Source organism: Bradyrhizobium sp. BWA-3-5 (genome assembly GCF_032917985.1).
Lineage (GTDB): Bacteria > Pseudomonadota > Alphaproteobacteria > Rhizobiales > Xanthobacteraceae > Bradyrhizobium.
In genome coordinates this window covers 7,160,913-7,183,508 of the sequence record NZ_CP136626.1, presented here as the reverse complement: position 1 = coordinate 7,183,508, position 22,596 = coordinate 7,160,913, and the positions used below count along the sequence as shown (strand labels likewise).

Genomic DNA, 22,596 nt, shown 5'->3' with positions numbered 1-22,596 from the left:
GCACCGGTTGGCCCAAGGTACAACCAGTTGCAATTCGCAATCAGTCTGGGAGATGGTGAGATGGCGAGGCTGATCATGTGGAACCTGATGACGCTGGACGGCTTCGTCGAAGGTCCGAACCGCGACATTTCCTGGCATGAGGACGTCTGGGGCGACGAGCTGGAACAACTGTCGATCCGGCAGCTGAATGAGGCCGGCGGACTGTTGTTCGGCCGCGTCACCTATGAATTGATGGCGAACTACTGGCCGGGCGCGACCGGCGAGGTCGCCGACTTCATGAACGCGGCGCCGAAATATGTCTTCTCGCGCACGGTGAAGAACTTGCCGTGGAACAACACGCAGGTTTTTGGCGTCGACGTGTCCGGCACCGTCGCCCGGCTGAAGCGCGAGAGCGCCAAGGATCTCTTTCTGTTCGGCAGTGCCGATCTTGCCGCCACGCTGATCTCTCACGGCCTGATCGACGAATTCCGCATCGCGGTGAACCCGGTCATCCTTGGCGGCGGAACGCCGCTGTTCAAGCCGGGCGAGAAGGTCAGGCTCACGCTGATCGACAGCCGGCCATTGTCGACCGGCATTGTCATCCTGCGCTACGTGCCGGCGGCGGCGAAATAGTCGATGCTTGAATCTGGAATTGTAAAGGAGTCTCCATGTCGCTGACGCTGCATTATCACCCTCTCGCCTCGTACTGCTGGAAGGCGCTCATCGCGCTTTACGAGAACGACGTCCCGTTCACGCCGAACCTCGTCGATCTCGGCAATCCCGCGGAGCGCGCCGCGCTGGTGAAGCTGTGGGGGGTCGGCAAGTTTCCGGTGCTGCAGGACGATGCGCGCGGCGAGATCGTTCCGGAATCCAGCATCATCATCGAATATCTCGATCGCCATCCTGGCGGCCGCACACCGCTGATCCCTGCCGATCCCGACAAGGCGCTGCAGGCCCGGCTGCGCGACCGCTTCTACGATCTCTATGTGCATCTGCCGATGCAGAAGATCGTGGTCGACCGGATGCGGCCCGACGGAAGAAGGGATCCACACGGTGTCGCGGAGGCGAGGGCGCAGCTCTGCGCCTCCTACGCCATGATCGAGCACCAGATGGCCGGCGGCGGCTGGGCGATCGGGGCCGACTTCACGCTGGCCGATTGCGCCGCGGCGCCGTCGCTGTTCTACGGCAATATGGCCGAGCCGTTCGGTGACGATCACCGGCACGTCGCCGCCTATCTGGAGCGGCTGAAGGCGCGGCCTTCCGTCGCCCGCGTACTCAAGGAGGCGGAGCCGTATTTCCATATGGTGCCCAAGGAACCTTAAGGCGGAACCTGATAGCGGGAGCCTTGGAGCCGAGCCCCAAAGGACAGCGCTCAACCAGGCGCGCCGTGCACGCGGTCTTTATGGTCTGCCTTGCGGACAACCACCAGTTGGTCGAGGCGCGGAGCGAGCAGCCGGCTGCTTGCACCAAAAATAATTCTCTCCGACATGTCGGCGGCGTAAAAGCCCGTTCGTCTTGTTGACGAAGGCCGGCGGACTGTCGCCGCTCCAGCAGGACGGAAATGGAGAATGACGATGCGATTCATGGTGATAGTGAAGGCCAGCAAGGATACGGAAGCCGGCGTCATGCCGAGCACGGAGCTGCTGGCCGCGATGGGCAAGTTCAACGAGGAGCTGGTCAAGGCCGGCGTAATGGAAGCCGGCGAGGGCCTGCATCCGACCTCCAAGGGCGCGCGGATCAGGTATGGCAGCGGCGAGAGCGTCACGCGCGGGCCGTTCGCGCTGAGCACGGATCTCGTTGCCGGTTTCTGGCTGATCAACACCAAGTCGCTCGACGAGGCGATCGCATGGATGAAGCGCGCGCCGTTCGCCGAGGGCGACGAGATCGAGATACGCCAGGTGTTCTCAGCGGAAGATTTCGGCGAAGCGCTCACCCCCGAATTGCGCGAGCAGGAAGAGCGGCTGCGCGCCGAGGCGGCAAAGAAGTAATTCTTGCTCCTTCATTCCGGGATGGTCCGAAGGACCAGACCTCAGATGCGCAATTGCGCATCGGGGAATCTCGAGATTCTCAGGTGCGCAATCGCTCACCATAGTTCGATGCTTCGCATCGCCCGGAATGACGACAACCAAAGAGGACTCCTCGCATGCGATTCATGATGCTGATGATCCCCCTCGGCTATGAGACCGCGCCGCCCGACGTCCAGCTCGACCCTGAGAGGGTCAAGGCGATGATGGCGTACAACAAGGCGCTGAAAGAGGCCGGCGTCCTGATTGCGCTTGACGGGCTGCATCCGCCCTCGATGGGTGCGCGGGTCTCGTTTGCCACCGGCAAGGCGGTCGTCACCGACGGCCCCTTCACCGAAGCCAAGGAAGTGCTCGGCGGCTACTGGATGATCAACGTGAGGTCGCGGGAGGAGGCGATCGAATGGGCAAAGAAGTGCCCGGCTTCCGAGAACGAGATCATCGAGATCCGCCAGGTCCAGGAGATGGCGGATTTCTCCGAGGAGGTGCAAGAGGCGGCCAAGGGGTTTGAGGAACTGCAGAAGGGAAATGCGCACAAGGCGCGGTGAGGTGCCCGATCTCTCCCTCTCCCCGTTCTTCACGGGGAGAGGGTCGGGGTGAGGGGCCTCTTCCCGCGTGTGAGCTCTATCGATAGACCTGTACCGCCGCGCAAGCGCGCGTCGACCTCTCCCCGCAAGCGGGGCGAGGTTTGCGAGCCGTCGAATGACCGCCCTACTATCCAACCGTTAACCTTCCTGAACGCGCAAAATAAGTGACCTTTACGGCCAGCTCATGTAAAAGCCCTTTACATGAGCTGGCGCAAGGACCAAGGCCGCAGCGAGCGCGGCTATCATCACGGTAATCTAAAAGAGGCGCTGCTGCAGGCGGCGCTCGATCTGATCTCGCAGAAGGGGCCGGCGGGCTTCACCTTCGCCGATGCCGCGCGCATGGCCGGCGTCAGCCCGGCGGCGCCTTACCGGCATTTCCGCGATCGCGATGAGTTGCTGTCGTCGATCGCCCAGCGCGGTTTCGAGCAGTTCGAGGCGATGCTGACGCAGGCCTGGGACGACGGCCGCCCGGACACGGTCACCGCCTTCGAACGGGTCGGCAAGGCCTATCTGGCATTCGCCCGCAACGAGCCGGCGTTCTATTCGGCGATGTTCGAATCGGGAATTCCCGTCGAATCCAATCCTAATTTGATGGCGGCGAGCGAGCGCGCCTTCGCCATCATCCGCGCCGCCGCCGAGCGGCTCGCGGCGATGGCGCCCCCGGGCGTGCCGCGACCGCCCGCGCTGATGATGGCGCTGCACATCTGGTCGATGGCGCACGGCGTGGCCTCGCTGTTCGGGCGCGGCGACGGCGCGCGGCGCAAACTGCCAATGTCGCCGGACGACCTCCTGGAGGCGCAGGTGCTGATCTATCTGCGCGGCCTCGGCTTCCCGACCGACCGGCGACCTTCCGACCCGAAGCCGCCGCCGGTCCCTCCCGGCGGACCCTGGGGTACCCCCAAATAATTTTTCAGGGGCGCGGCAAGCCGCCCGCTTGACAAAGACGCGGGATGGTTTAGGTATGTAAATGTTATTTACATTCACAACGGCGTGATCGCCGTCATGGAGAGGGAAATGGCCTACACCGCAGATGTCAATCGATGGCGCGGCCCGACGGAAGAGACCTATCACCGCCCCCATATGCTCGAGAGCCCGTGGCACCCCGGCTGGATCGTGGTGACCATTCTCGGCTTCATCATCTGGTGGCCGATCGGCCTTGCCCTTCTCTTTTTCACACTAGGGAGCAGAAAGATGGGTTGCTGGAGCCACCACGATCGCGATCGCTGGGCGAACAGGATGGAGAAGATGCAGTACAAGATGGACCGGATGCGGAGTCGCATGGAGCGCCGCGGCTTTGGCGGCTTCGGCTTCGGCCCGCCGTCGAGCGGCAACCGCGCCTTCGACGAGTACCGCATGGAAACCTTGCGCCGGCTCGAGGAAGAGCAGGTCGAGTTCAAGAACTTCCTCGACCGCCTGCGTCACGCCAAGGACAAGGAGGAGTTCGACGCGTTCATGGCGCAGCACAAGCAGCGTCCGACCCCGCCGAACGACCAGCCGCAGCAGGGTTGAAGTTCAGCAAGTCTCCAGGAAGTTCAGCCGCGGGTGTGATGCCCCCATGACGCCCGACGGCGGATACAACCGCCCATTTGCGAAAGCAGGTGGGCGGTTTGTTCTTTGGCTATCGAAGAGGCGACCGAACCGCGATGGCAACAGCAAGCGAGCGTGGGGATCTGCGGCTAAGCGAATACGGTCCGCTAGCGGCGCCTTCCCGGCGGTTCTATATTGTGTGACGCGCTAACCCAAGGGCGGACGTCATGATTGAAAGCCTGTTTGTCGATCAGCTCTGGCGCTCGATCCGCCAGGAAGCCGAAAGCGCCATTGTGCGCGATCCTGTATTCGGCGCCGCGCTCGCTTCGTCCATTCTCGATCATCCCGATTTCGCGCATGCGCTGGCGCACCAGATCGGCGCGCGGCTCGGCAAGACGGCGGACGATCGCGCGCACTTCGCACATTTCGCGCGCGAGGCGTTCACGGCATCGCCCGATCTGGTCGACGCCGCCAGCCTCGACCTGCAGAGCATCGCGGTTCACGATCCCGCAAAGACAACGCTGTTGCCGCCGCTGCTGAACTTCAAGGGATACATCGCGCTGCAGGTCTTTCGTGTCTCGAACTGGCTCTGGCGCGAAGGGCGCCACGATCTCGCGCTTCTGCTGCAAAGCCTGTCGTCGGACCAGCTTCAGGTCAGCATTCACCCCACGGCATCGATCGGAACGTCGGTGTTCCTTGATCACGCCACTGGCATCATCATTGGCGCCTTTGTCGTGATTGGTGACGGGGTGACGATTTTGCAGAACGTCACCATTGGCCGCAAACATTCGGAGCCGGATCGCGCGCCGAAGATCGGAAACGGTGTTTATCTCGGCGGCGGGTCGACCATGATCGGTGGTATCAGCATTGGTGATTTCGCCAAGATCGGCGCCGGGGCGCTCGTCGAGCAAGACGTGCCCGCCGGCTGCACCGCGGTCGGCGTTCCCGCGCGATTGACGGATTACCCGGAAGTTTCCGCCTGAGTGCGTAGCCCGGCCGAGCCACCGGGTCGCGCGAATGCGCGCCCGATGACAGGCTCCGCGACCCCGGGGACAATATTCCCGCATATCGCGTGCACTCATGCGGGCTACGATATACCCGCAAATCCCTACTTCACCATCGCCCCGTAGACGATGTCCTGCACCTGCTCGCGATAGTACTTCCTGAGTTCACCGGGCGCCGCCGTTCCCACGACAACGACAAGCCGCTCTTTCGGGTCGCTGAAGAACTGCGTACCGTAAGCACCGTTCCAGGTGAATTCGCCCGGATTGCCCGGCACCGACGACAGGCCTTCGCTGGTGCGCACCGCGACGCTGAGGCCGAAGCCAAAGCCGCCGCGATGCGGCTCCACATTGCCGACATTGTTCTTGATCTCGGGGCCGAGGTGGTTGGAGATCATGTGGTGCACGGTCTTGGGCCCGAGAATGCGCTGGCCGTCGAGTTCGCCGCCATTGAGCAGCATCTGCCCGAAGCGGACGTAGTCGCCCATGGTGGCGAACGCGCAGGCGCCGCCGCAGTCGAACTTGGTCGGCGTGTCCAGCAGCTTGATCGCCTGCGGCTTGCCGGTCAGCGGATCGTTTGGAAATGGCCGGGCAAGCCGCGCGCGTTGCGCTTCGTTCGGGTGGAACGTGGCGTCCTTCATGCCGAGCGGCTGCCATACATTGCTGGCGAGATAATCGCCAAGCCGCTGCTCGCTGACTTTCTCAACGACGGCACCGAGCACGTCGATCGAGAAGCCGTATTCAAAAACCGTCGCCGGCTGGTGCGCCAGCGGCAGTTTGGTGATGCGATCGATGAAGGCCTGGGTATCGCCTTCGATCGCCGGCGCGGTGCCGTCAGGATACTGACGCGCCACTGGGCTCGAGCTATCCGGGCGTCCGCCATACATCAGGCCGGATGTGTGCCGGTAAAGGTCGTGGATGAAGATCGGTGACGCCTGCGCATCGAGCTTTAGCGAACCGTCCGCTTGCGGAACACCCACCTTCATCTCGGCGAAGGCCGGATAGTAATCCGCAAGTTTTGCCTGCAGCGGCAGGCGGCCCTGTTCCATCAAGGTCAGGCCAGCGACGGCGGCCATCGGCTTGGTCATGGAGGCCAGCGCGAACACGGCATCCAGCGGCATCGGCATGCCCTTGACCGGATCCAGCTGCCCGTACGCCTTGTACTGCACGAGTTTGCCGTCGCGCGCGATCGCAACCACCGCACCCGGCACGCGCTTGGCGGCAATCTCGCGCGCAAAGAAATCGTCCAGGCGGGCGAGACCCGCTTGCGAAAATCCAACGTCATCCGGCTTTGCCTCGGGCAGCGGCGCAGCATGTGCCGAATGGGCGGCGACGCCGGCAACGATCGCTGCGGCCATCATGAATGGCTTCATGGTCTTCTCCCTGCAAATGCGGTTCAGGTCCGCATGATTGTTGTGTTTGGGAGCACCATGTTAGATCGCGCCCGCATGAGCGACAAGGCGAGCGAGCAAAGGGACGCGTAGTGCCGTAGTCCGGGCGAGCGAAGCGACCCCCGGGGACAGTGTTCCCGCATATCGCTACGCTCATGCGGGCTACATTCTCTGTGAATGTGACTGCCCGACGAGGCAAATCACTTCCGATTTTCAGAAGTTGCGTCAAGCCAATAATTTCTGAGAATCACCGCTTCCCTTCACCCAAATCAACGGCATAACTCCGCTCGTCTCACCGCGGGATGAGGGGCGTTGGCCATCGTCACCGACGCGCGGGGAGATGCGATGGACGCGGATGCCATGACAGACGAGTCCTATGGTTCTGGCGCCGTGGTGCTGGCGTTAAGTCCGCAAGAGGCGAAAGCGTCTTGCCGGCGACGGAGGCAAAAGAGCCGTTCTCCGGGAAGAGTACGAAGTAAGCCGTAAGCCATTGCGCAGGGAAGGCCGGGATGCTCCCGCCGAACCTGTATGCTCGCGTGCATCTTTTGCTAATGCGCATAATGGCACGCGAGACCACGGGTGCGGCGTGCACCGGTCTTCCCTGCATCCTCTAATTGGTGGGGCAACGAGATGCAAACCTCGGGCAATTCATGTCGCGAGAATGCCGCCTCATATTCAGTCGTCATCCCCGCGAAGGCGGGGATCCAGTATTCCAGAGACTCCAATGATTGAACCGATAAGCCGCGGCGTACTGGATCCTCCGCCTGCGCGGAGGATGACAGCGGTATGTGGTGCACACGCCGCCGATCCCAATGGCCTCCAGGTCCTAATACCCCCGCACCCCGTCCCCAGGGAACCCGACCTCAGCCGCCCTAACCGCCCGGCCGGCCTGGATTTCCGGCAGCCAAGTTCCCCTTTGGTAACCAAAACTTAACCAAGCTTAGCGTCTGGTTAGGGACGGAATGACGCGCTGACAGCCCTCGTTTTGACATGTTGGCAGGGGAAGCAATGCCCGGCTTTCGGCGGGCCCCCCATGCGACACCAAGAGAGCTCTCGCGCTGCGAAAATCGCCGCGCCCGACGCGCGGCTGTGGAGCCGGCAGCCATTTGCTCCCGGAGGAAATAGGGACACTTTGCGTTGAGAGGATACCGCCCATGAATCCCGCTGACGTTGCTCAGTCAGCCTTGCCGATGGTGTCGGCCGACGTATCGCTGATCGCGCTGTTCATGCAGGCGCATTGGGTCGTCAAGACGGTCATGCTCGGCCTGCTTGCCTGCTCGGTCTGGGTATGGGCGATCGCGATCGACAAGATTTTCCTCTATTCGCGCACGAAGCGGGCCATGGACCGCTTCGAGCAGGCGTTCTGGTCCGGACAGTCGATCGAGGAGCTCTATCGTGCGCTGTCGGCAAAACCGACGCAATCGATGGCGGCGTGCTTCGTCGCCGCGATGCGCGAGTGGAAACGCTCGTTCGAGAGCCAGTCGCGCTCCTTTGCCGGTTTGCAGATGCGGATCGAGAAGGTGATGAACGTCTCGATCGCGCGCGAGGTCGAGCGGCTGGAGCGGCGGCTCTTAGTGCTCGCGACCGTCGGCTCGGCAGGTCCCTTTGTCGGCCTGTTCGGAACCGTCTGGGGCATCATGTCGAGCTTCCAGTCGATCGCGGCCTCGAAAAACACTTCGCTGGCCGTGGTGGCGCCCGGTATTGCCGAAGCGCTGTTTGCGACCGCTATCGGGCTTATCGCCGCCATCCCCGCGACCATTTTCTACAATAAATTCACGTCCGAGGTGAATCGGCAGGCTCAGCGGCTGGAAGGTTTTGCCGACGAGTTTTCCGCCATCCTGTCCCGCCAGATCGACGAGCGCGGATGAGGGCGGCATATGACGAGCGCAGCGTGAGAGCTAGATCATGGCGATGAACATGGCAGGTTCGGCTGGTGGCGGCGGTGGACGCCGCGGCCGGCGTCGCGCCGCCGTGATGGCGGAGATCAACGTCACGCCGATGGTCGACGTGATGTTGGTGCTGCTCATCATCTTCATGGTGGCGGCGCCGCTGATGACTTCGAGCATCGACATCGACCTGCCGGTCGCCGGCGGCGGCAAGCAGATCCAGGCCAACGCCCCGCCGCTGACGCTGTCGGTCAAGCGCACCGGCGGCGCCTGCAATTCCAATGTCGAGCTCTATCTTGGGGATTCGCCGATTCCGGCCAACGAGCTGCTGCCCAAGATCACGGCGATCAAAGAGACCCGAACCGAGGCCGAGCGGGTGGTATACCTGCGGGGGGACAAAGACGTCTGCTACACGGATATGATGAAACTTTTGGGGTATATTCGGCAGGCGGGGTTCAAAGCGAATATCGTGATCGTGCCGGAGCAGGGGTCCTGAGCCATGTCATACACGACGGCTGACGGGGGAGCGGGAAAGCTCAAGTGAGGATCAAGGTCGACAAGACGGTTCTGGCGTCGGTTGCCCTGCACGTGCTCGTGCTGGGGTGGGTGATGCTGTCGTTCTCGACCAAGGCACTGGAAATGCCGCCCGAAGATTCGGTCCCCGTCGACGTGATTTCGGCCAACGAACTGGCCAAGACCATGGCCGGGATGAAGACCGGCAAGAAGGAAAATCCGAAGCCGCTGGTCGAGAAGGTCGCCGAAGCCAAGCCGGTCGATGACACCGTCGGCAAGATCAGCGAGAAGGCGCCCGTGGTGACCGAGACCGCGCCACAGCCGCAGCCGAAGGTCGAGGAGAAGCCGGTCGAGAAGAAACCCGACCCGCCGAAGGTCGTCGAAAAACCGAAGGAAGAGCCGAAGCCGGTCGAGAAGCCGAAGGAAGAGGCGAGGCCGGTCGAGAAAAAGCCCGAGCAGAAGGTCGACCAGATCGGCGACACCATCAAGAAGGAAGAGAAGAAGTCGCCGCCACCGCCGAAGCCCGCGCAGGCCGCCAAGCCGCCGGAGCCGCCGAAGCAAAGAATCGTGGAGCGGCATTTCGACCAGAGCCAGATCGCGGCGCTGCTCGACAAGCGCGATCCGACGCGTCAGGCCACGACCGGCGACACCATGAATTCCAATGCCGCGCTCGGCACTGCCAAGGGGTCGGCCGCGGACAATTCCGCCACCTGGGGCTCGATGTTCCAGCGTCAGGTCGAGCGCTGCTGGAAGAAGCCCTATGGCGGCATCGAGTCACAGAAGCCTGAAGTGGCGTTCGCCATTCGCCTGAAGCGTGACGGCACGCTCGAAGGCGCGCCGGTTCCGGAAGGAACGCCGGCGACGCCGTTCCTGCGCGTCTATCAGGAGAGCGCGCTGCGCGCGATCATCGAATGCCAGCCCTACAAGCTGCCGGCGGCCATGTATGACGAATGGAAATACTTCGCGCCGGTGTTCAAGGAAAAAGTCTAACGATTTGGTCACGTGGCGGCCACCTGTTAGCAATGACAGATATGAGCAAAGCTTGAAGCGATGACTGACAAAGATGGATTGCCGAACATGCTGTATCGCCCGAGCCGCCGGCAGATCATTTCCGGAATGGCTGCGCTTGGTGTAGTCGCCGGCGGTCGCAATGCCTTCGCGCAGAAGCGAGTCGTCATTCCCGAGGGCGAATTCACCCCGCTTCCGATCGCGATTACGAACTTCGTGGCCGGCACGCCTGGAGACGCCGAGGTCGGTGTTGGCGTGTCGCAGGTCATCACCAACAACCTCAAGCGCAGCGGATTGTTTGCGCCGATCGATCAGGCCGCCTTCATCGAGCGTATCAGCAATCCGGACAGCCCACCGACGTTTCAGAGCTGGAAGCAGATCAATGCGCAGGCACTGGTGCTTGGTCGCATGACGCGGCAGGGCGATGGACGCCTCAAGGCCGAATTCCGTCTCTGGGACGTCAACACTCAGCAGCAGCTCGCCGGCCAACAGTACTTTACCTCGCCGGAATATTGGCGGCGGATCGCCCACATCATCTCCGACCAGATCTACGAGCGTCTCACCGGCGAGAAGGGCTATTTCGACAGCCGGGTCGTGTTCGTCGATGAGACCGGTGCGAAGGAGCGCCGCGTCAAGCGGCTGGCGCTGATGGATCAGGACGGCGCCAATGTCCGCTATCTCACCAAGGGCTCCGACCTGGTGCTGACGCCGCGGTTCTCGCCGTCGACACAAGAGATCACCTACATGGAATTCGGCCAGGGCGATCCGCGCGTCTATCTGTTCAACGTCGAAACCGGACAGCGCGAGATCGTCGGCAACTTCCCCGGCATGTCGTTTTCGCCGCGGTTCTCGCCGGACGGCCAACGCATCATCATGAGCCTGCAGCAGGGCGGCAATTCGAACCTGTTCGTTATGGACCTGCGCTCGAAATCGATGACGCGGCTCACCGATACGCCGGCGATCGATACCTCACCTTCCTATTCGCCCGACGGCAGCCGGATCTGCTTCGAGTCCGACCGCGGCGGCAAGCCGCAGATTTACGTGATGTCGGCCAATGGCGGCGGCGCGCAGCGCATCTCATTCAATGAGGGCAGCTACTCGACGCCGGTCTGGTCGCCGCGCGGCGACTACATCGCCTTCACCAAGCAGGGTGGCGGGCAATTCGCCATCGGCATCATGAAGACCGACGGTTCGGGCGAGCGCATCCTCACCGCCGGCTTCCACAACGAGGGGCCGACCTTTTCGCCGAACGGCCGGGTCGTGATGTTCTTCCGCGATCCCGGCGGCAGCGGCGGGCCGTCGCTCTACACTGTCGATATCTCCGGTCGCAACGAACTACGGGTACCAACACCCGGTTTTGCTTCCGATCCGGCGTGGTCACCATTGTTGTCGTAGTGGAACTCAACCCCAGGGCGGCGCAGTCGTTAATCGGCAAACATTGCCTAGCCCACTGATTTTACAGGAATAATTTTTCGCGTATCAGCGAAAAGCAACGTCTCGGTAACGATGTTCCCTCAGAAAGACTTCATCTGAGGCGGGTAGAAATACCTACCCTAACAGGACGCGTGCCCTGGCGATGCAATTGGTCGACCCGAAAAAGAGAGGCAGCCGTGAAGAGCTGGAGCCGGTGCTCTATGCTGCGCTGGTCGATTCGATGTGCCAGAATTTCTGGCCCATGTTCATCGGCTCGGTCTCCACAGCGGTCGCCGCGGTACTGACGGCGCTGAAGACCGGCAACGTGTTGTTATGGCCCTGCGCGGTCCTGATCATCGGAATCGGCACGGTTCGCGCCCTTCACATGCGCACATACGAACGTCGCACCCAGGTGTTGACGTACGAGCAGGCCAAATATCTCGAGCCGCGCTACGCGGCCGGCGCCATGCTGTATGCCAGCGTGGTCGGCATCTGGTGCTTTCTCACCATTTTCGCCAACGACGATGCCGTAGCCCACGCGGTGTGTGTCGCCGCGACGGTCGGCTACACGGCCGGCGGTGCGGCGCGCAACTACGGCCGTCCCAAGCTGATCCAGTATCACATCCTGCTGGCATGCGGGCCGATGTCGCTGGCGCTCGCGCTGCACGGCGATTTCTATTACGTCAGCCTCGCCGTGCTGCTGGGGTTGTTTTTCCTCGGCCTGAAGGACATCAACCTCAGCCTGCACGCCATCTTCGTCAAGGCATTCACGTCGAGCTTCCGGGAAGCGGCGCTGGCCCGCCAGTTCGACACCGCGCTCAACAACATGCCGCACGGGCTCTGCATGTTTCGCGCCGACGGCCAGCTTGCCGTGATGAATCATCGTTTCAGCCAGATGATGAATCTTTCCGGGAATCTCATCCAGCGCGGCGCCAGTGCGCACGATATCGTGGCGGCCTGCATCGATTCCGGCGCGATCTCGGCGGCGAGCGGCGAGATGATCCTGTCGGAGATCGTGAACACGCATGCCCGCGACATGGTAACGACCGATCCCAACGCCACGCGCGGCCGATCGCTGTCGTGGACATTCCAGGCGATGGAGGGCGGCGGCGCAGTCGTACTGGTTGAAGACATCACCGAGCGCCGCAATGCGGAAGCCCGCATCAGTCATCTGGCGCGCTACGACGAATTGACCACGCTGCCGAACCGGGTCAATTTCAGGGACGAGATCGGACGGCTGCTGGCAGTCCAGCAGGGCGCCGATCATTTGTCCGCACTGCTGTTCATTGACCTCGACCAGTTCAAGCAGGTCAACGACACGCTCGGCCATCCCTGCGGCGATCAGTTGCTCTGCGCGGTGTCCGAACGGCTGCGCGAGATGCTGCGGCCCGAGGATTTCGTGGCGCGGTTCGGCGGCGACGAGTTCGTGGTGTTCCAGCAGAACATCCATTCCACCGACGACGCTGCCGGTCTTGCCCGGCGCATCGTGGATCGGTTGAGCGAGCGCTACAAGATCGACAATCATCTGGTCGAGATCGGCGCCAGCGTCGGCATTGCGATGACCTCGCGCGGCGTCAGCGCCGACACGCTGCTCAAGAACGCCGACATGGCGCTGTATCGCGCCAAGGCCGACGGCCGCGGCACCTTCTGTTTCTTCCGGGAGGAGATGGCGCAAGTCGTCGAATCCCGCCGCATCCTCGAACTGGATTTGCGCAAGGCGCTGGCCAACGAGGAGTTCGAACTGTTCTTCCAGCCGCTGGTCAATCTCAAGTCAGGACGAATATCGACCTGCGAGGCGCTGATCCGCTGGAATCATCCGGTGCGCGGCACGGTGTCGCCGACCGACATCATTCCGATCGCCGAGGACATGGGCCTGATCGTCGATCTTGGCCGCTGGATTCTGCGCAAGGCCTGCATGGAATGCATGAAGTGGCCCGAGGGCGTCAGCGTCGCCGTCAATTTCTCGCCGCAGCAATTCCACCAGCGCGACGTGCTGAGCGAAGTGCGCTACGCGCTCGAGGTGTCCGGCTTGCCGGCGAACCGGCTCGAGATCGAGATCACCGAATCCTCGCTGTTGCGCAACACGCAACTGACGCACGACGTGCTGTCGCAACTGCATTCGCTCGGCGTGCGGATCTCGCTCGACGATTTCGGCACCGGCTATTCGAGCCTGAGCTACCTTCACAACTTCCCCTTGCAGAAGGTCAAGATCGATCGCTCGTTCCTGGAAGGGATCGACAGCGACCGTCCGCTGACGCTGCTCCGGGGCGTGGCGCGGCTGTCGGCCGACCTTGGAATGTCGGTCGTGGTCGAAGGCATCGAGACCAACGAGCAGCTCGAACTGATCAGTGCCGACGGCGCGGTGACCGAGGCGCAGGGCTATCTGTTCAGCCCGCCGGTGCCCGCGGTGCGGGTGCGCCAGCTCCTCAATGCCTCGCACGGCCGCCGCCCGTCGGAGAGCCATCTGGTCCCGGTTGCCTCGCGATCCATCGCTTAAGACTCCGTGAAAATACGGGTCCTGGGCTCTTAACCCTAAGATTGTGTTCTGTTTGCAATCCGTTAAGAAGCTGTTAATCTTCTCCTAAGCTCGCAGAGGTTGCTTGATAGTGCTAGGAGTACAGTAGATGAGGTCCCCGGCCGAAGTTTCGACGGCCTTTGGACGAAGCTCGGACCTGTTGGATCAAGTCGACTATCGTCTCGCGCAAACACCCGAAGAAAAAGAAGAGATCTACAACCTTCGCTATCGCGCCTATCTTCGCGAAGGCGCAGTGAAGGAATCTCTCGCGCAGCGCGTCACCGATCAGTATGATGACCTGCCGAATTCCTGGACGTTTGGCGTCTATCTGCACGGAGAACTCTACAGTTCCGTTCGCATCAGTGTGCTGACGTCCGAATGGCGCGAGTCCTGTTCGGCCGAGGCATTCGGTGAAATTCTGCACCCCCGGCTCGATCGGGGCGAGGTGATCATCGATCCCGCGCGTTTCGTCGCCGATCCGGACAAGGCCAGGCGTTTCCCCGAGCTGCCCTATCTGACGCTGCGGCTCGCCTATATGGCGTGTGAATATTTCAACGCCGACCTCGGGCTCGCAATCGTGCGTGCCGAGCATCAGGCGTTCTATCGCCGGGTGTTCCTGCATGAAACCATTGCCGAGCCGCGCTTCTTCCCCGGCCTGTTGAAGCCGGTCGGATTGATGGCGGCGGATTTTCCGGCAATGAAGGAAAAAGTGTTCGAGCGTTATCCGATGATGCGCTCGACCGCCTTCGAGCGGCGCATGCTGTTCGAGCGCCTTAGCGAGCGGCGAGCCCGGCCGGCGGCGAAGGTCGCCGAATACGTCCAGGCCTCGATCGCTCCGAATTCCTGAACCGAAGCCCAATTCCTTAACCGAGGCGGTTGCCGGCGGACCCGAATCATTCGGGCCCCTCGCGCCTGCTATCGAAGCACCCGGCGAAGGCTTGTCATTTTGCAGCGATTGACGGGTCTGAACCTGCCGATTCCGGTGATTTCCGCCCTCGGGTACTTGCCTTCACCATCGCGCCACATTTACAAATCATTAACTATCGCAGTGGCTTTTCACGGTTTGTCGGCATTTGATCGAGCCTGGCAAGGTTCCATCAAGGTTGACGGAACGTTCGTTTAACCATCGACCTGTAGACCGGATCACAGTCGAAAAACGTGAGCGTTGGAGGCTCCGGAATGAAATATCAGATGCGTATCCTCCAGGGATGGAAGCTAGCGGCTGTGGTCGCTGTGGCGCTGTCGATGGGCGCCTGCGCCAAGAACAACATCGGCGCCGATGGCGCGATGGCGAGCGCGGCCACCCCGGGGAGCCAGCAGGATTTCGTGGTCAATGTCGGCGACCGCGTGTTCTTCGAGAGCGATCAGACCGATCTGAGCCCGCAGGCGATCGCTACCCTCGACAAGCAGGCGCAGTGGCTGCAGACCTACAACCGCTATTCCTTCACCATCGAAGGCCATGCCGACGAGCGCGGCACCCGCGAATACAACATCGCGCTCGGAGCGCGCCGCGCCCAGTCGGTGCGCAGCTATCTCGCCTCGCGCGGCATCGATCCGAACCGCATGCGCACGATCTCCTACGGCAAGGAGCGTCCGGTGGCGGTGTGTAACGACATCTCCTGCTGGTCGCAGAACCGCCGCGCCGTCACGGTGCTGAACGCCGGCGCCTGAGCGGTTTGCACTGTTCGTAAGTTCTCAAAGCCGGCGCCTTCAGGCGCCGGCTTAATTTCGCTTAGTGCTTTCAAGCCAAGTGGATGCGGGCGCGTGTTAAGAAAACTCACCAAGAAGTTAATCTAGCGCTTCAGGATAAAATTCCGGATCACTGCCAACGCTCGTTCCGGCGCGTCTGGCACGACGCCGTGCCCACAATCTGCGAACCGCTCGAATTGCACCAGATGGGCCGGTAGCGCGGCCGCGATATCCGCTTGGCTTTCGATCGGATGCATCGGATCGTCCTCGCCGCCGAGCACCAGGGTCGGGCACCGGATGCGGTCGAGATCCGGAAACATGTCGAAGCGGTCGCTTTCGCCGTCGGGCTTTGCGAACCAGTGCAGGCTCACCGCAGGGCGGTTGACGGCACGGCGCGCCATTTCCGGATCCCGTGGCCGGCGCGTATAGACCGGGAAAGCAAGCTGGAGCCAAGCCTCGCGTGACGCCTGATCCCAGGGCTCTTCAGGCCGGAGGAAGCGGCGCCGGGCCAGCGCGCCGACTTCCGGCCCGCCGAGGCGCTCGAACAGCGCCGCACGACGTTCCGGATAGGAACCGCCGCGGGCTTCGGTACTGATCAGGATTAGTTTCGCAGGATGCTCGGGGTGCCGAGTGGCGTAGGACAGCGCGACCATGCCGCCGAAGGACGCACCGAGCACGACTGGGTTGACTATGCCGAGCGTCTCGCAGAACGCGGCGACGTCGTCACCCCATTGCGCCAGATTCCAGCCCTCGCGGGGCCCGTCCTCGCTGCGGCCGTTGCCGCGATGGTCGAGATAGATGGTCTGGGCGACGTCGGCCAAGGCCGAATAGGCGGGCTTGTAAATCGAATGATCGAAACCGGGTCCGCCATGCAGCATCAGCAAGACCGGCTTTTCCCGCATTACGGGACCATCAGGGACGAGTTTCGCGCCCTCGACATCGAAGAACAGCCGCACTCCGTTCACTGAAACATACATGAACGAGGCTCCTCCGAATTGTGAACGGCCCGCCGGGCCATGCGGCTTGTCTTGAAGGAGATACTAAACCATACCGGAACCAGCGAACCGAATCGGAGACGCCAGTCACAATTCCGGCGCACTCCATTACTCCAGTGTTCTGCTTTCGTTTGACACGGAATTTCGTCGTCAGGGCAAAATGTCATCCAGATTCCTCAATGCAGCGGGCGCCGCGGCTGTTGCCGCGATGCTGGCTTTGTCTGTGCAGCCCGCATCCGCACAGATCACGTTTCCCTGGGAACGCGAACGCGCTCCGCAAGGCTACCCGCAGGGCCAGCCACAGTCCGATGATGCCGACGCGGAAATGCGGATCCAGCGGCTGGAACAGCAGCTTCGGCAACTGACCGGCCAGAACGAGGAACTGCAGTACCGCAACCGCCAGCTCGAAGAGCGGCTGCGCCAGCTCGGCGCTGCTCCGCCCGGGCCGGGCCAGCCACAAGCGGCGGCGCAGCCTGGCATGGCCGCTGCACCGCCGCCCGTCCAGCCGGGTCCGGCCGCAGAGCCGCAGCAGGGCTATCCGCAGCAACCGGGCTATCGCCAGCCATCACAGGGCTATCCGCAGGCGCAGCCGGGCTATGACCGGCAGCCGCAGATCGCTTCGCCCGCGCCCATCGTGCAAGAGCCGGCAGCCGGCGGCCGGCGCCGCGGCGATGCCTTCGATCCGAACCAGAATCCCAATGCGCCCGGCGCGCCTCGGGCGCTCGGCGGCGGCCAGATGCCAGTGTCGAGCGATGCTGCGGCCGGCGCCCCCGGCGGGCGCGGTCCAGGCGAGCCGCTTAATATCGGTGGCCCGCGCGATTCCGCCGGCGCTTTGCCGCCACCCGCGGCGGCCGCGTCGTCACCGCGTGGTCCGGGACCCGGCGCCAGCGCCGCGCTGACCACGCTGCCGCCCTCGGCGACGCCGAAGGACGAGTTCGATCTCGGCATCGGCTACATGCAGCGCAAGGACTATGCGCTGGCCGAGGAGACCATGAAGAACTTCGCGCAGAAATATCCGAACGATGCGCTGCTCGGGGACGCGCAATACTGGCTCGGCGAAAGTTATTTCCAGCGCCAGCAATATCGTGACGCCGCCGAAGCATTTCTCGGCGTGACCTCCAAATACGACAAGTCGGGCAAGGCGCCCGACGCGCTGCTGCGGCTCGGCCAGTCGCTGGCGGCATTGAAGGAAAAGGAAGCCGCCTGCGCGGCGCTCGGCGAGGTCGGACGGAAATATCCGCGCGCGTCAGCGGGCGTAAAGGCTGCCGTCGATCGGGAGCAGAAGCGGGTCAAGTGCTGACCACGATCTCCTGCAGCGCCGAGGGGCTGCAGGAGAGATTGGCGAACCGCGTCGATTGCTACTCGGCCTGCTCGATCGCCGCCGGCATTTTAGCTACCGACATCAGCGACCGCGCGACCTGGTTGAGAAGCTGATCGGAGTTTTCCTCTTCCGCCAGCGACTTCGACAACAAGGCGACCACCGCGCTGTGGCGGAGTTGCTGAGCCAGATTCTTCGCCGTCGTGTAGGCCGACATCTCGTAATGTTCGACGCGCTGCGCAGCGCCGATCAGCGCGAGGTCGGCGGCGGCATCTCCCTTTTCCTCGCCCTCGGCCATGACCTCCTGACCTTCCTCGATGAGCCCCATCATGCCTTTGCACGGCTTTGCGCGGGCGGTCTTGCCAAGCAGGTCGAAGCATTCATTGATGCGCTCGACCTGATTTTCGGTCTCGACGAGATGCTGCTCGAGCAGCTCGCGGAGCTGATCGAAGCGCGCCGCTTCGGCCATTTTCGGCAGCGCCTTGGTGAGCTGCTTTTCCGCATGCAGGATGTCGCGAAGCTCATCAATCAGGAGTTCGGTCAAGCCGGCTTCGTCGACCGGCGGCGAACTCTCCGTGACGATGACGGTGCCGGCACCTGCATCGGCCTGGATGGCGGGCGATTCCGTGAACACCCAGTCGCCGCCCTCATTCCACGGGCCACGGGTGTCGATCTCGCCGTGATCGCCGGTGCCGGTGGAATCGTTGAAGAACTGATCGACCAGCCCCGGGGTCGGTGCGATGCGTCCGATGCTGAAGGCCGGCTTCTGCATGCTTTCAAGCGCCAGCGCGAACGCCTTCATATGGGTGATCTCGCGGGTCATCAGGAACTGCAGCGCGTCCTTGGTGCCGGCATCGTCACAGAAATTGATCAGCCGCTCGTAGACAATCTTGGCCCGCGCCTCGGCAGCGATGTTGCTGCGCAGGTCGACGTCGAGCTCGCCTGTGATCTTCAGATAGTCGGCGGTCCAGGCGTTGCCTTGCGAGTTGAACAGGTTGACGCCGCCGCCGCCCGCGATGGCGATGAGCGGGTCGGCCTCCGCGGCCTGACGATCGAACTTTGCGGGTTTGAGATGCATGCGCGCCAGCGTGCCGACGACCTCAAGGTGGCTCAGCTCTTCCGTGCCGATATCCATCAAGAGGTCCTTGCGATCCGGATCCTCGCAGTTGAGCCCTTGAATTGAATACTGCATGGCGGCCGCGAGTTCGCCATTGGCGCCGCCGAACTGTTCGAGCAGCATGTTGCCGAAGCGCGGATCGGGCTCGTCGACGCGGACAGTGAACATCAGTTTCTTGACATGGTGATACATGGGAGGCCTCGGCGGTTGGGATGAAGAATCCCGAACGAGGGCCTCTGTGGTTTGTTCCTAAACCAGTGCGTGCCGGCAGGCAGCTGCCTCGATAGGAACGGTGGTCGCGGACGTGGGTTGACGGGAGGGCAAGCGCCTTGCGGTAATGGACAGATCGCTCCAAACATAGGCGTTCTCACCACCCGCAGAGCCATGCCCGATCCCGACCATTCGCCGATCTCGGCACAGCAAGCGAAAGAGCTGTTTGCGCACTGGAAGGCCGCGCCCGCGCTTGTACTGGCGGTGTCCGGAGGACCCGACTCGCTTGCCCTGATGTGGCTTGCCGCCCGCTGGCGCCGGGCGCTCTCGCGCGGGCCGCGTCTGATTGCCGTCACCATCGATCATGGCTTGCGGCCCGAAGCGGCGCGAGAGGCGCGCGACGTCAAGCGATTGGCCAGGCAACTCGATCTGCCTCACCGCACGCTGCGCTGGACCGGCGCCAAGCCGAAGAGCGGCCTGCCGGCCGCGGCCCGCGCCGCGCGCTATCAGTTGCTGGCGAAAGCCGCGCAAGCGAGCGGCGCCACGCATATCCTCACCGCCCATACCCGCGACGACCAGGCCGAGACGCTGTTGATGCGGATGCTGCGTGGCAGCGGCATCGCGGGTCTAGCGGCGATGGCGCGCGAGAGCGAACGCGAGGGCGTGTGGCTGGCGCGGCCGTTGCTGGATATCCCGAAATCCCGGCTCATTGCGACACTCGGCAAGGCGAAAGTCGCCTTCGCCGACGATCCCACCAATCGCGACATGAGTTTCACACGGCCTCGGCTGCGGGCACTGATGCCGGCGCTGGCCGGGGAGGGGGGCGACAGCCGAAACCTGGCGCGGCTGGCGTTCCGCTTGGCGCGGGCCAATGCCGCCATCGAGGTTCTGGCCGACGGCGCCGAGCGCTATCTCGCATTAAAAAATCGCAACGATGCCTCGCGCTTCGGTTTCGATGCGCAGGCATTTGCAGGCCTGCCCGAGGAGATCCGGCTTCGGCTGCTCAAGCGCGCCATCGATCGAGCGGGCCACGAAGGACCTGCGGAACTCGGCAAAGTGGAAACCCTTCTGGCCGTGCTGGACCGGGCCATTGCGCGCGGCGAAAGGGCCACAAGGCTGAAACAGACGCTTGCGGGGGCTGCGATCAGCCTGATCCAAGGCCGGATTCATGTTGATCGGGCGCCGCCGCGCCGTGGTAGCCGGGTGTGAGTGCCATTCCCTTACCGCGCTATCCGCGATATGGGGGACCGAGAGCCTTAACCACCCCGGAAAAAGCTCGGATTCTGCGCCATTTTTTGACCGGGAATCGCGTTAAGATGCGTTAAATAGTCCTGCGTGGTTCCCTTGGCATTGACCCGGGCGCCACCTAAATTGGGATGCAGTGGACCGGGGATTCTCGCCTCACTACCCAAGGATATTCAAGGCTTACTGCCAAGGACATAGGGCCGCGATCCGCGCGACCACGAAGGAAGATCAATGAACGCCAATCTGCGCAACTTCGCCCTCTGGGTCATCATTGTTTTGCTGCTGTTGGCATTGTTCACGCTTTTCCAGAATCCGGGTCAGCGCACGTCCTCGCAGGACATCTCCTTCTCGCAGCTCTTGAGCGAGGTCGATCAGGGCCGCGTGCGCGACGTCATCATCCAGGGGCCGGACATTCACGGCACCTTCACCAATGGCTCGAGCTTCCAGACCTATGCGCCGAGCGATCCGACGCTCGTGAAGCGGCTCTATGACGCCAAGGTCTCGATCACCGCCAAGCCGCCCGGCGACAACGTGCCGTGGTTCGTCTCGTTGCTGGTTTCCTGGCTGCCCTTCATCGCGCTGATCGGCGTGTGGATCTTCCTGTCGCGGCAGATGCAGGGCGGTGCCGGCAAGGCGATGGGCTTCGGCAAATCGCGCGCCAAGATGCTGACGGAAGCGCATGGCCGCGTCACCTTCGAGGATGTGGCCGGCGTCGACGAGGCCAAGCAGGACCTGCAGGAGATCGTCGAGTTCCTGCGCGACCCCGGAAAATTCCAGCGCCTCGGCGGCCGCATTCCGCGCGGCGTGCTCCTGGTCGGTCCTCCCGGCACAGGCAAGACGCTGATCGCGCGCGCGGTCGCGGGCGAAGCCAACGTTCCGTTCTTCACCATCTCGGGTTCGGACTTCGTCGAAATGTTCGTCGGCGTCGGTGCCAGCCGCGTGCGTGACATGTTCGAACAGGCCAAGAAGAACGCGCCCTGCATCATCTTCATCGACGAAATCGATGCGGTCGGCCGTCATCGCGGCGCCGGTCTCGGCGGCGGCAATGACGAACGCGAACAGACACTCAACCAGTTGCTGGTCGAGATGGACGGCTTTGAAGCCAATGAAGGCGTGATCCTGATCGCGGCGACCAACCGCCCCGACGTGCTCGATCCCGCGCTGCTGCGTCCCGGCCGTTTCGACCGCCAGGTCGTCGTGCCGAATCCGGACGTTGTCGGCCGCGAACAGATCCTCAAGGTTCACGTCCGCAAGGTGCCGCTGGCGCCGGATATCAACCTCAAGACCATCGCGCGGGGCACCCCGGGCTTCTCCGGTGCCGACCTGATGAACCTCGTCAACGAGGCTGCGCTGACCGCCGCCCGCCGCAACAAGCGGATGGTGACGCAGGCCGAGTTCGAAGAGGCCAAGGACAAGGTGATGATGGGCGCCGAGCGCAAGTCGCTCGTCATGACCGAGGAAGAGAAGCTCTTGACGGCCTATCACGAGGGCGGCCACGCCATCGTCGGTCTCAACGTCGTCGCGACCGACCCGATCCACAAGGCCACGATCATCCCGCGCGGCCGCGCGCTCGGCATGGTGATGCAGTTGCCCGAGCGCGACAAGCTGTCCATGTCGCTGGAGCAGATGACCTCGCGACTCGCCATCATGATGGGCGGCCGCGTTGCCGAAGAGCTGATCTTCGGCCGCGAAAAGGTCACCTCGGGCGCCGCCTCCGACATCGAGCAGGCGACGCGCCTGGCACGGATGATGGTGACGCGCTGGGGCCTTTCGGAAGAGCTCGGCACCGTGTCCTACGGCGAAAACCAGGACGAGGTGTTTCTGGGCATGTCGGTGTCGCGCACGCAGAACGCGTCGGAAGCGACCGTCCAGAAGATCGACAAGGAGATCAAGCGGCTGGTCGAGGAAGGCTATAACGAGGCCACCAAGATCCTTACCGAGAAGCGCGAAGACCTCGAGACCCTCGCCAAGGGCTTGCTTGAGTTCGAAACGCTGAGCGGCGACGAGATCATCGACCTCCTGAAGGGCAAGAAGCCCAACCGCGAGTCGGTGCTGGAGCCCAGCACGCCGCGCGCCTCCGCGGTGCCGCCGGCCGGCAAGCCCCGCCCGCGTCCCGATCCGGACCCGGGTCTGGAGCCGCAGCCGCAGGCGTAAAGCGGATGGCATCTCGAACAAGAAACG

At 63.0% G+C, this 22,596-nt stretch carries 20 protein-coding genes; 17 read left to right on the top strand and 3 right to left on the bottom strand.

The genetic code is table 11. From position 1 onward, the window contains the following. Positions 1-60 precede the first annotated feature (60 nt). The 7 genes from RX331_RS34535 (at position 61) to RX331_RS34505 (ending at position 5,097) form a co-directional block, all read left to right on the top strand. A complete protein-coding gene (locus RX331_RS34535; protein WP_317254035.1) occupies positions 61-612 on the top strand; it encodes a dihydrofolate reductase family protein in 552 nt (183 codons plus the stop codon). Between the two features lie 35 nt (positions 613-647). Next, positions 648-1,301 (top strand): glutathione S-transferase family protein, encoded by a 654-nt coding sequence (locus RX331_RS34530; RefSeq protein ID WP_317254034.1) that lies wholly within the window; start codon positions 648-650, stop codon positions 1,299-1,301. Between the two features lie 252 nt (positions 1,302-1,553). Beyond that, the gene (locus RX331_RS34525; protein ID WP_317258308.1) at positions 1,554-1,967 is read left to right on the top strand and encodes a YciI family protein; all 414 of its coding nucleotides are present in this window, start codon (positions 1,554-1,556) and stop codon (positions 1,965-1,967) included. 155 nt (positions 1,968-2,122) lie between these two features. Next, positions 2,123-2,548: a YciI family protein gene (locus RX331_RS34520; protein WP_317254033.1), complete on the top strand. Its 426-nt coding sequence runs from the start codon at positions 2,123-2,125 to the stop codon at positions 2,546-2,548. 240 nt (positions 2,549-2,788) lie between these two features. Further along, a complete protein-coding gene (locus tag RX331_RS34515; protein WP_317254032.1) occupies positions 2,789-3,493 on the top strand; it encodes a TetR/AcrR family transcriptional regulator in 705 nt (234 codons plus the stop codon). Between the two features lie 108 nt (positions 3,494-3,601). Continuing rightward, positions 3,602-4,096, top strand: a complete 495-nt coding sequence (locus RX331_RS34510) for a DUF2852 domain-containing protein (protein ID WP_317254031.1) — start codon at positions 3,602-3,604, stop codon at positions 4,094-4,096. Positions 4,097-4,341: 245 nt separating this feature from the next. Beyond that, the gene (locus RX331_RS34505; RefSeq protein ID WP_317254030.1) at positions 4,342-5,097 is read left to right on the top strand and encodes a serine O-acetyltransferase; all 756 of its coding nucleotides are present in this window, start codon (positions 4,342-4,344) and stop codon (positions 5,095-5,097) included. Positions 5,098-5,222: 125 nt separating this feature from the next. Here RX331_RS34505 and RX331_RS34500 read toward each other — a convergent pair whose 3' ends face one another. Further along, positions 5,223-6,488 carry a serine hydrolase domain-containing protein gene (locus RX331_RS34500; protein ID WP_317254029.1) on the bottom strand — a complete coding sequence of 422 codons (1,266 nt, stop codon included), beginning with the start codon at positions 6,486-6,488 and terminating at the stop codon, positions 5,223-5,225. Between the two features lie 1,172 nt (positions 6,489-7,660). On the opposite strand from RX331_RS34500, the gene tolQ reads away from it, so the two are divergent. The 7 genes from tolQ to pal all read left to right on the top strand — a co-directional run bounded on the left by tolQ (position 7,661) and on the right by pal (position 15,512). Beyond that, a complete protein-coding gene (gene tolQ, locus RX331_RS34495; RefSeq protein ID WP_283030224.1) occupies positions 7,661-8,374 on the top strand; it encodes a protein TolQ in 714 nt (237 codons plus the stop codon). A 37-nt stretch (positions 8,375-8,411) separates the two neighbouring features. Beyond that, a complete protein-coding gene (locus tag RX331_RS34490) occupies positions 8,412-8,888 on the top strand; it encodes an ExbD/TolR family protein (RefSeq protein WP_317254028.1) in 477 nt (158 codons plus the stop codon). Between the two features lie 50 nt (positions 8,889-8,938). Then, positions 8,939-9,895: a protein TolA gene (locus RX331_RS34485; RefSeq protein WP_317258307.1), complete on the top strand. Its 957-nt coding sequence runs from the start codon at positions 8,939-8,941 to the stop codon at positions 9,893-9,895. Between the two features lie 60 nt (positions 9,896-9,955). Then, positions 9,956-11,308: a Tol-Pal system beta propeller repeat protein TolB gene (gene tolB / locus RX331_RS34480; protein WP_410708038.1), complete on the top strand. Its 1,353-nt coding sequence runs from the start codon at positions 9,956-9,958 to the stop codon at positions 11,306-11,308. A gap of 181 nt (positions 11,309-11,489) precedes the next feature. Next, complete coding sequence (locus RX331_RS34475) at positions 11,490-13,823, top strand: putative bifunctional diguanylate cyclase/phosphodiesterase (protein WP_317254027.1); 2,334 nt, start codon at positions 11,490-11,492, stop codon at positions 13,821-13,823. 127 nt (positions 13,824-13,950) lie between these two features. Continuing rightward, positions 13,951-14,688: an N-acyl amino acid synthase FeeM domain-containing protein gene (locus RX331_RS34470; protein WP_317254026.1), complete on the top strand. Its 738-nt coding sequence runs from the start codon at positions 13,951-13,953 to the stop codon at positions 14,686-14,688. Between the two features lie 332 nt (positions 14,689-15,020). Continuing rightward, on the top strand, positions 15,021-15,512 hold the full coding sequence (pal, locus tag RX331_RS34465) for a peptidoglycan-associated lipoprotein Pal (RefSeq protein ID WP_283030219.1): 492 nt from the start codon (positions 15,021-15,023) through the stop codon (positions 15,510-15,512). A 122-nt stretch (positions 15,513-15,634) separates the two neighbouring features. Here pal and RX331_RS34460 read toward each other — a convergent pair whose 3' ends face one another. Further along, positions 15,635-16,507 carry an alpha/beta hydrolase gene (locus tag RX331_RS34460; RefSeq protein WP_317254025.1) on the bottom strand — a complete coding sequence of 291 codons (873 nt, stop codon included), beginning with the start codon at positions 16,505-16,507 and terminating at the stop codon, positions 15,635-15,637. A 178-nt stretch (positions 16,508-16,685) separates the two neighbouring features. On the opposite strand from RX331_RS34460, the gene ybgF reads away from it, so the two are divergent. Continuing rightward, entirely contained in the window at positions 16,686-17,825 is a 1,140-nt protein-coding gene (gene ybgF / locus RX331_RS34455) for a tol-pal system protein YbgF (protein ID WP_317254024.1), read from the top strand. Positions 17,826-17,883: 58 nt separating this feature from the next. Here the strand turns inward: ybgF and RX331_RS34450 are convergent, their stop codons facing one another. Then, positions 17,884-19,152, bottom strand: a complete 1,269-nt coding sequence (locus RX331_RS34450; RefSeq protein ID WP_317254023.1) for a DUF892 family protein — start codon at positions 19,150-19,152, stop codon at positions 17,884-17,886. 192 nt (positions 19,153-19,344) lie between these two features. Between RX331_RS34450 and tilS the strand changes: the two genes are divergently transcribed. Together tilS and ftsH are read left to right on the top strand one after the other, a co-directional pair. Continuing rightward, positions 19,345-20,379, top strand: coding sequence for a tRNA lysidine(34) synthetase TilS (gene tilS, locus RX331_RS34445; protein WP_317254022.1), 1,035 nt, complete (start codon positions 19,345-19,347; stop codon positions 20,377-20,379). 267 nt (positions 20,380-20,646) lie between these two features. Further along, positions 20,647-22,569 carry an ATP-dependent zinc metalloprotease FtsH gene (ftsH, locus tag RX331_RS34440; protein WP_317254021.1) on the top strand — a complete coding sequence of 641 codons (1,923 nt, stop codon included), beginning with the start codon at positions 20,647-20,649 and terminating at the stop codon, positions 22,567-22,569. Positions 22,570-22,596 lie beyond the last annotated feature (27 nt).

Excerpts from the sequence above, each read along its gene's own strand:
- pal (WP_283030219.1), top strand. The coding sequence starts at position 15,021 with ATGAAATATCAGATGCGTATCCTCCAGGGATGGAAGCTAGCGGCTGTG.
- ftsH (WP_317254021.1), top strand. The coding sequence starts at position 20,647 with ATGAACGCCAATCTGCGCAACTTCGCCCTCTGGGTCATCATTGTTTTG.
- RX331_RS34515 (WP_317254032.1), top strand. The coding sequence starts at position 2,789 with ATGAGCTGGCGCAAGGACCAAGGCCGCAGCGAGCGCGGCTATCATCAC.
- RX331_RS34520 (WP_317254033.1), top strand. The coding sequence starts at position 2,123 with ATGCGATTCATGATGCTGATGATCCCCCTCGGCTATGAGACCGCGCCG.
- RX331_RS34510 (WP_317254031.1), top strand. The coding sequence starts at position 3,602 with ATGGCCTACACCGCAGATGTCAATCGATGGCGCGGCCCGACGGAAGAG.
- RX331_RS34525 (WP_317258308.1), top strand. The coding sequence starts at position 1,554 with ATGCGATTCATGGTGATAGTGAAGGCCAGCAAGGATACGGAAGCCGGC.
- RX331_RS34500 (WP_317254029.1), bottom strand. The coding sequence starts at position 6,488 with ATGAAGCCATTCATGATGGCCGCAGCGATCGTTGCCGGCGTCGCCGCC.
- ybgF (WP_317254024.1), top strand. The coding sequence starts at position 16,686 with ATGTCATCCAGATTCCTCAATGCAGCGGGCGCCGCGGCTGTTGCCGCG.
- tilS (WP_317254022.1), top strand. The coding sequence starts at position 19,345 with ATGCCCGATCCCGACCATTCGCCGATCTCGGCACAGCAAGCGAAAGAG.
- RX331_RS34460 (WP_317254025.1), bottom strand. The coding sequence starts at position 16,507 with ATGTATGTTTCAGTGAACGGAGTGCGGCTGTTCTTCGATGTCGAGGGC.
- RX331_RS34535 (WP_317254035.1), top strand. The coding sequence starts at position 61 with ATGGCGAGGCTGATCATGTGGAACCTGATGACGCTGGACGGCTTCGTC.
- RX331_RS34475 (WP_317254027.1), top strand. The coding sequence starts at position 11,490 with ATGCAATTGGTCGACCCGAAAAAGAGAGGCAGCCGTGAAGAGCTGGAG.
- RX331_RS34505 (WP_317254030.1), top strand. The coding sequence starts at position 4,342 with ATGATTGAAAGCCTGTTTGTCGATCAGCTCTGGCGCTCGATCCGCCAG.
- RX331_RS34470 (WP_317254026.1), top strand. The coding sequence starts at position 13,951 with ATGAGGTCCCCGGCCGAAGTTTCGACGGCCTTTGGACGAAGCTCGGAC.
- tolQ (WP_283030224.1), top strand. The coding sequence starts at position 7,661 with ATGAATCCCGCTGACGTTGCTCAGTCAGCCTTGCCGATGGTGTCGGCC.
- RX331_RS34490 (WP_317254028.1), top strand. The coding sequence starts at position 8,412 with ATGGCGATGAACATGGCAGGTTCGGCTGGTGGCGGCGGTGGACGCCGC.
- RX331_RS34450 (WP_317254023.1), bottom strand. The coding sequence starts at position 19,152 with ATGTATCACCATGTCAAGAAACTGATGTTCACTGTCCGCGTCGACGAG.
- RX331_RS34530 (WP_317254034.1), top strand. The coding sequence starts at position 648 with ATGTCGCTGACGCTGCATTATCACCCTCTCGCCTCGTACTGCTGGAAG.
- tolB (WP_410708038.1), top strand. The coding sequence starts at position 9,956 with ATGACTGACAAAGATGGATTGCCGAACATGCTGTATCGCCCGAGCCGC.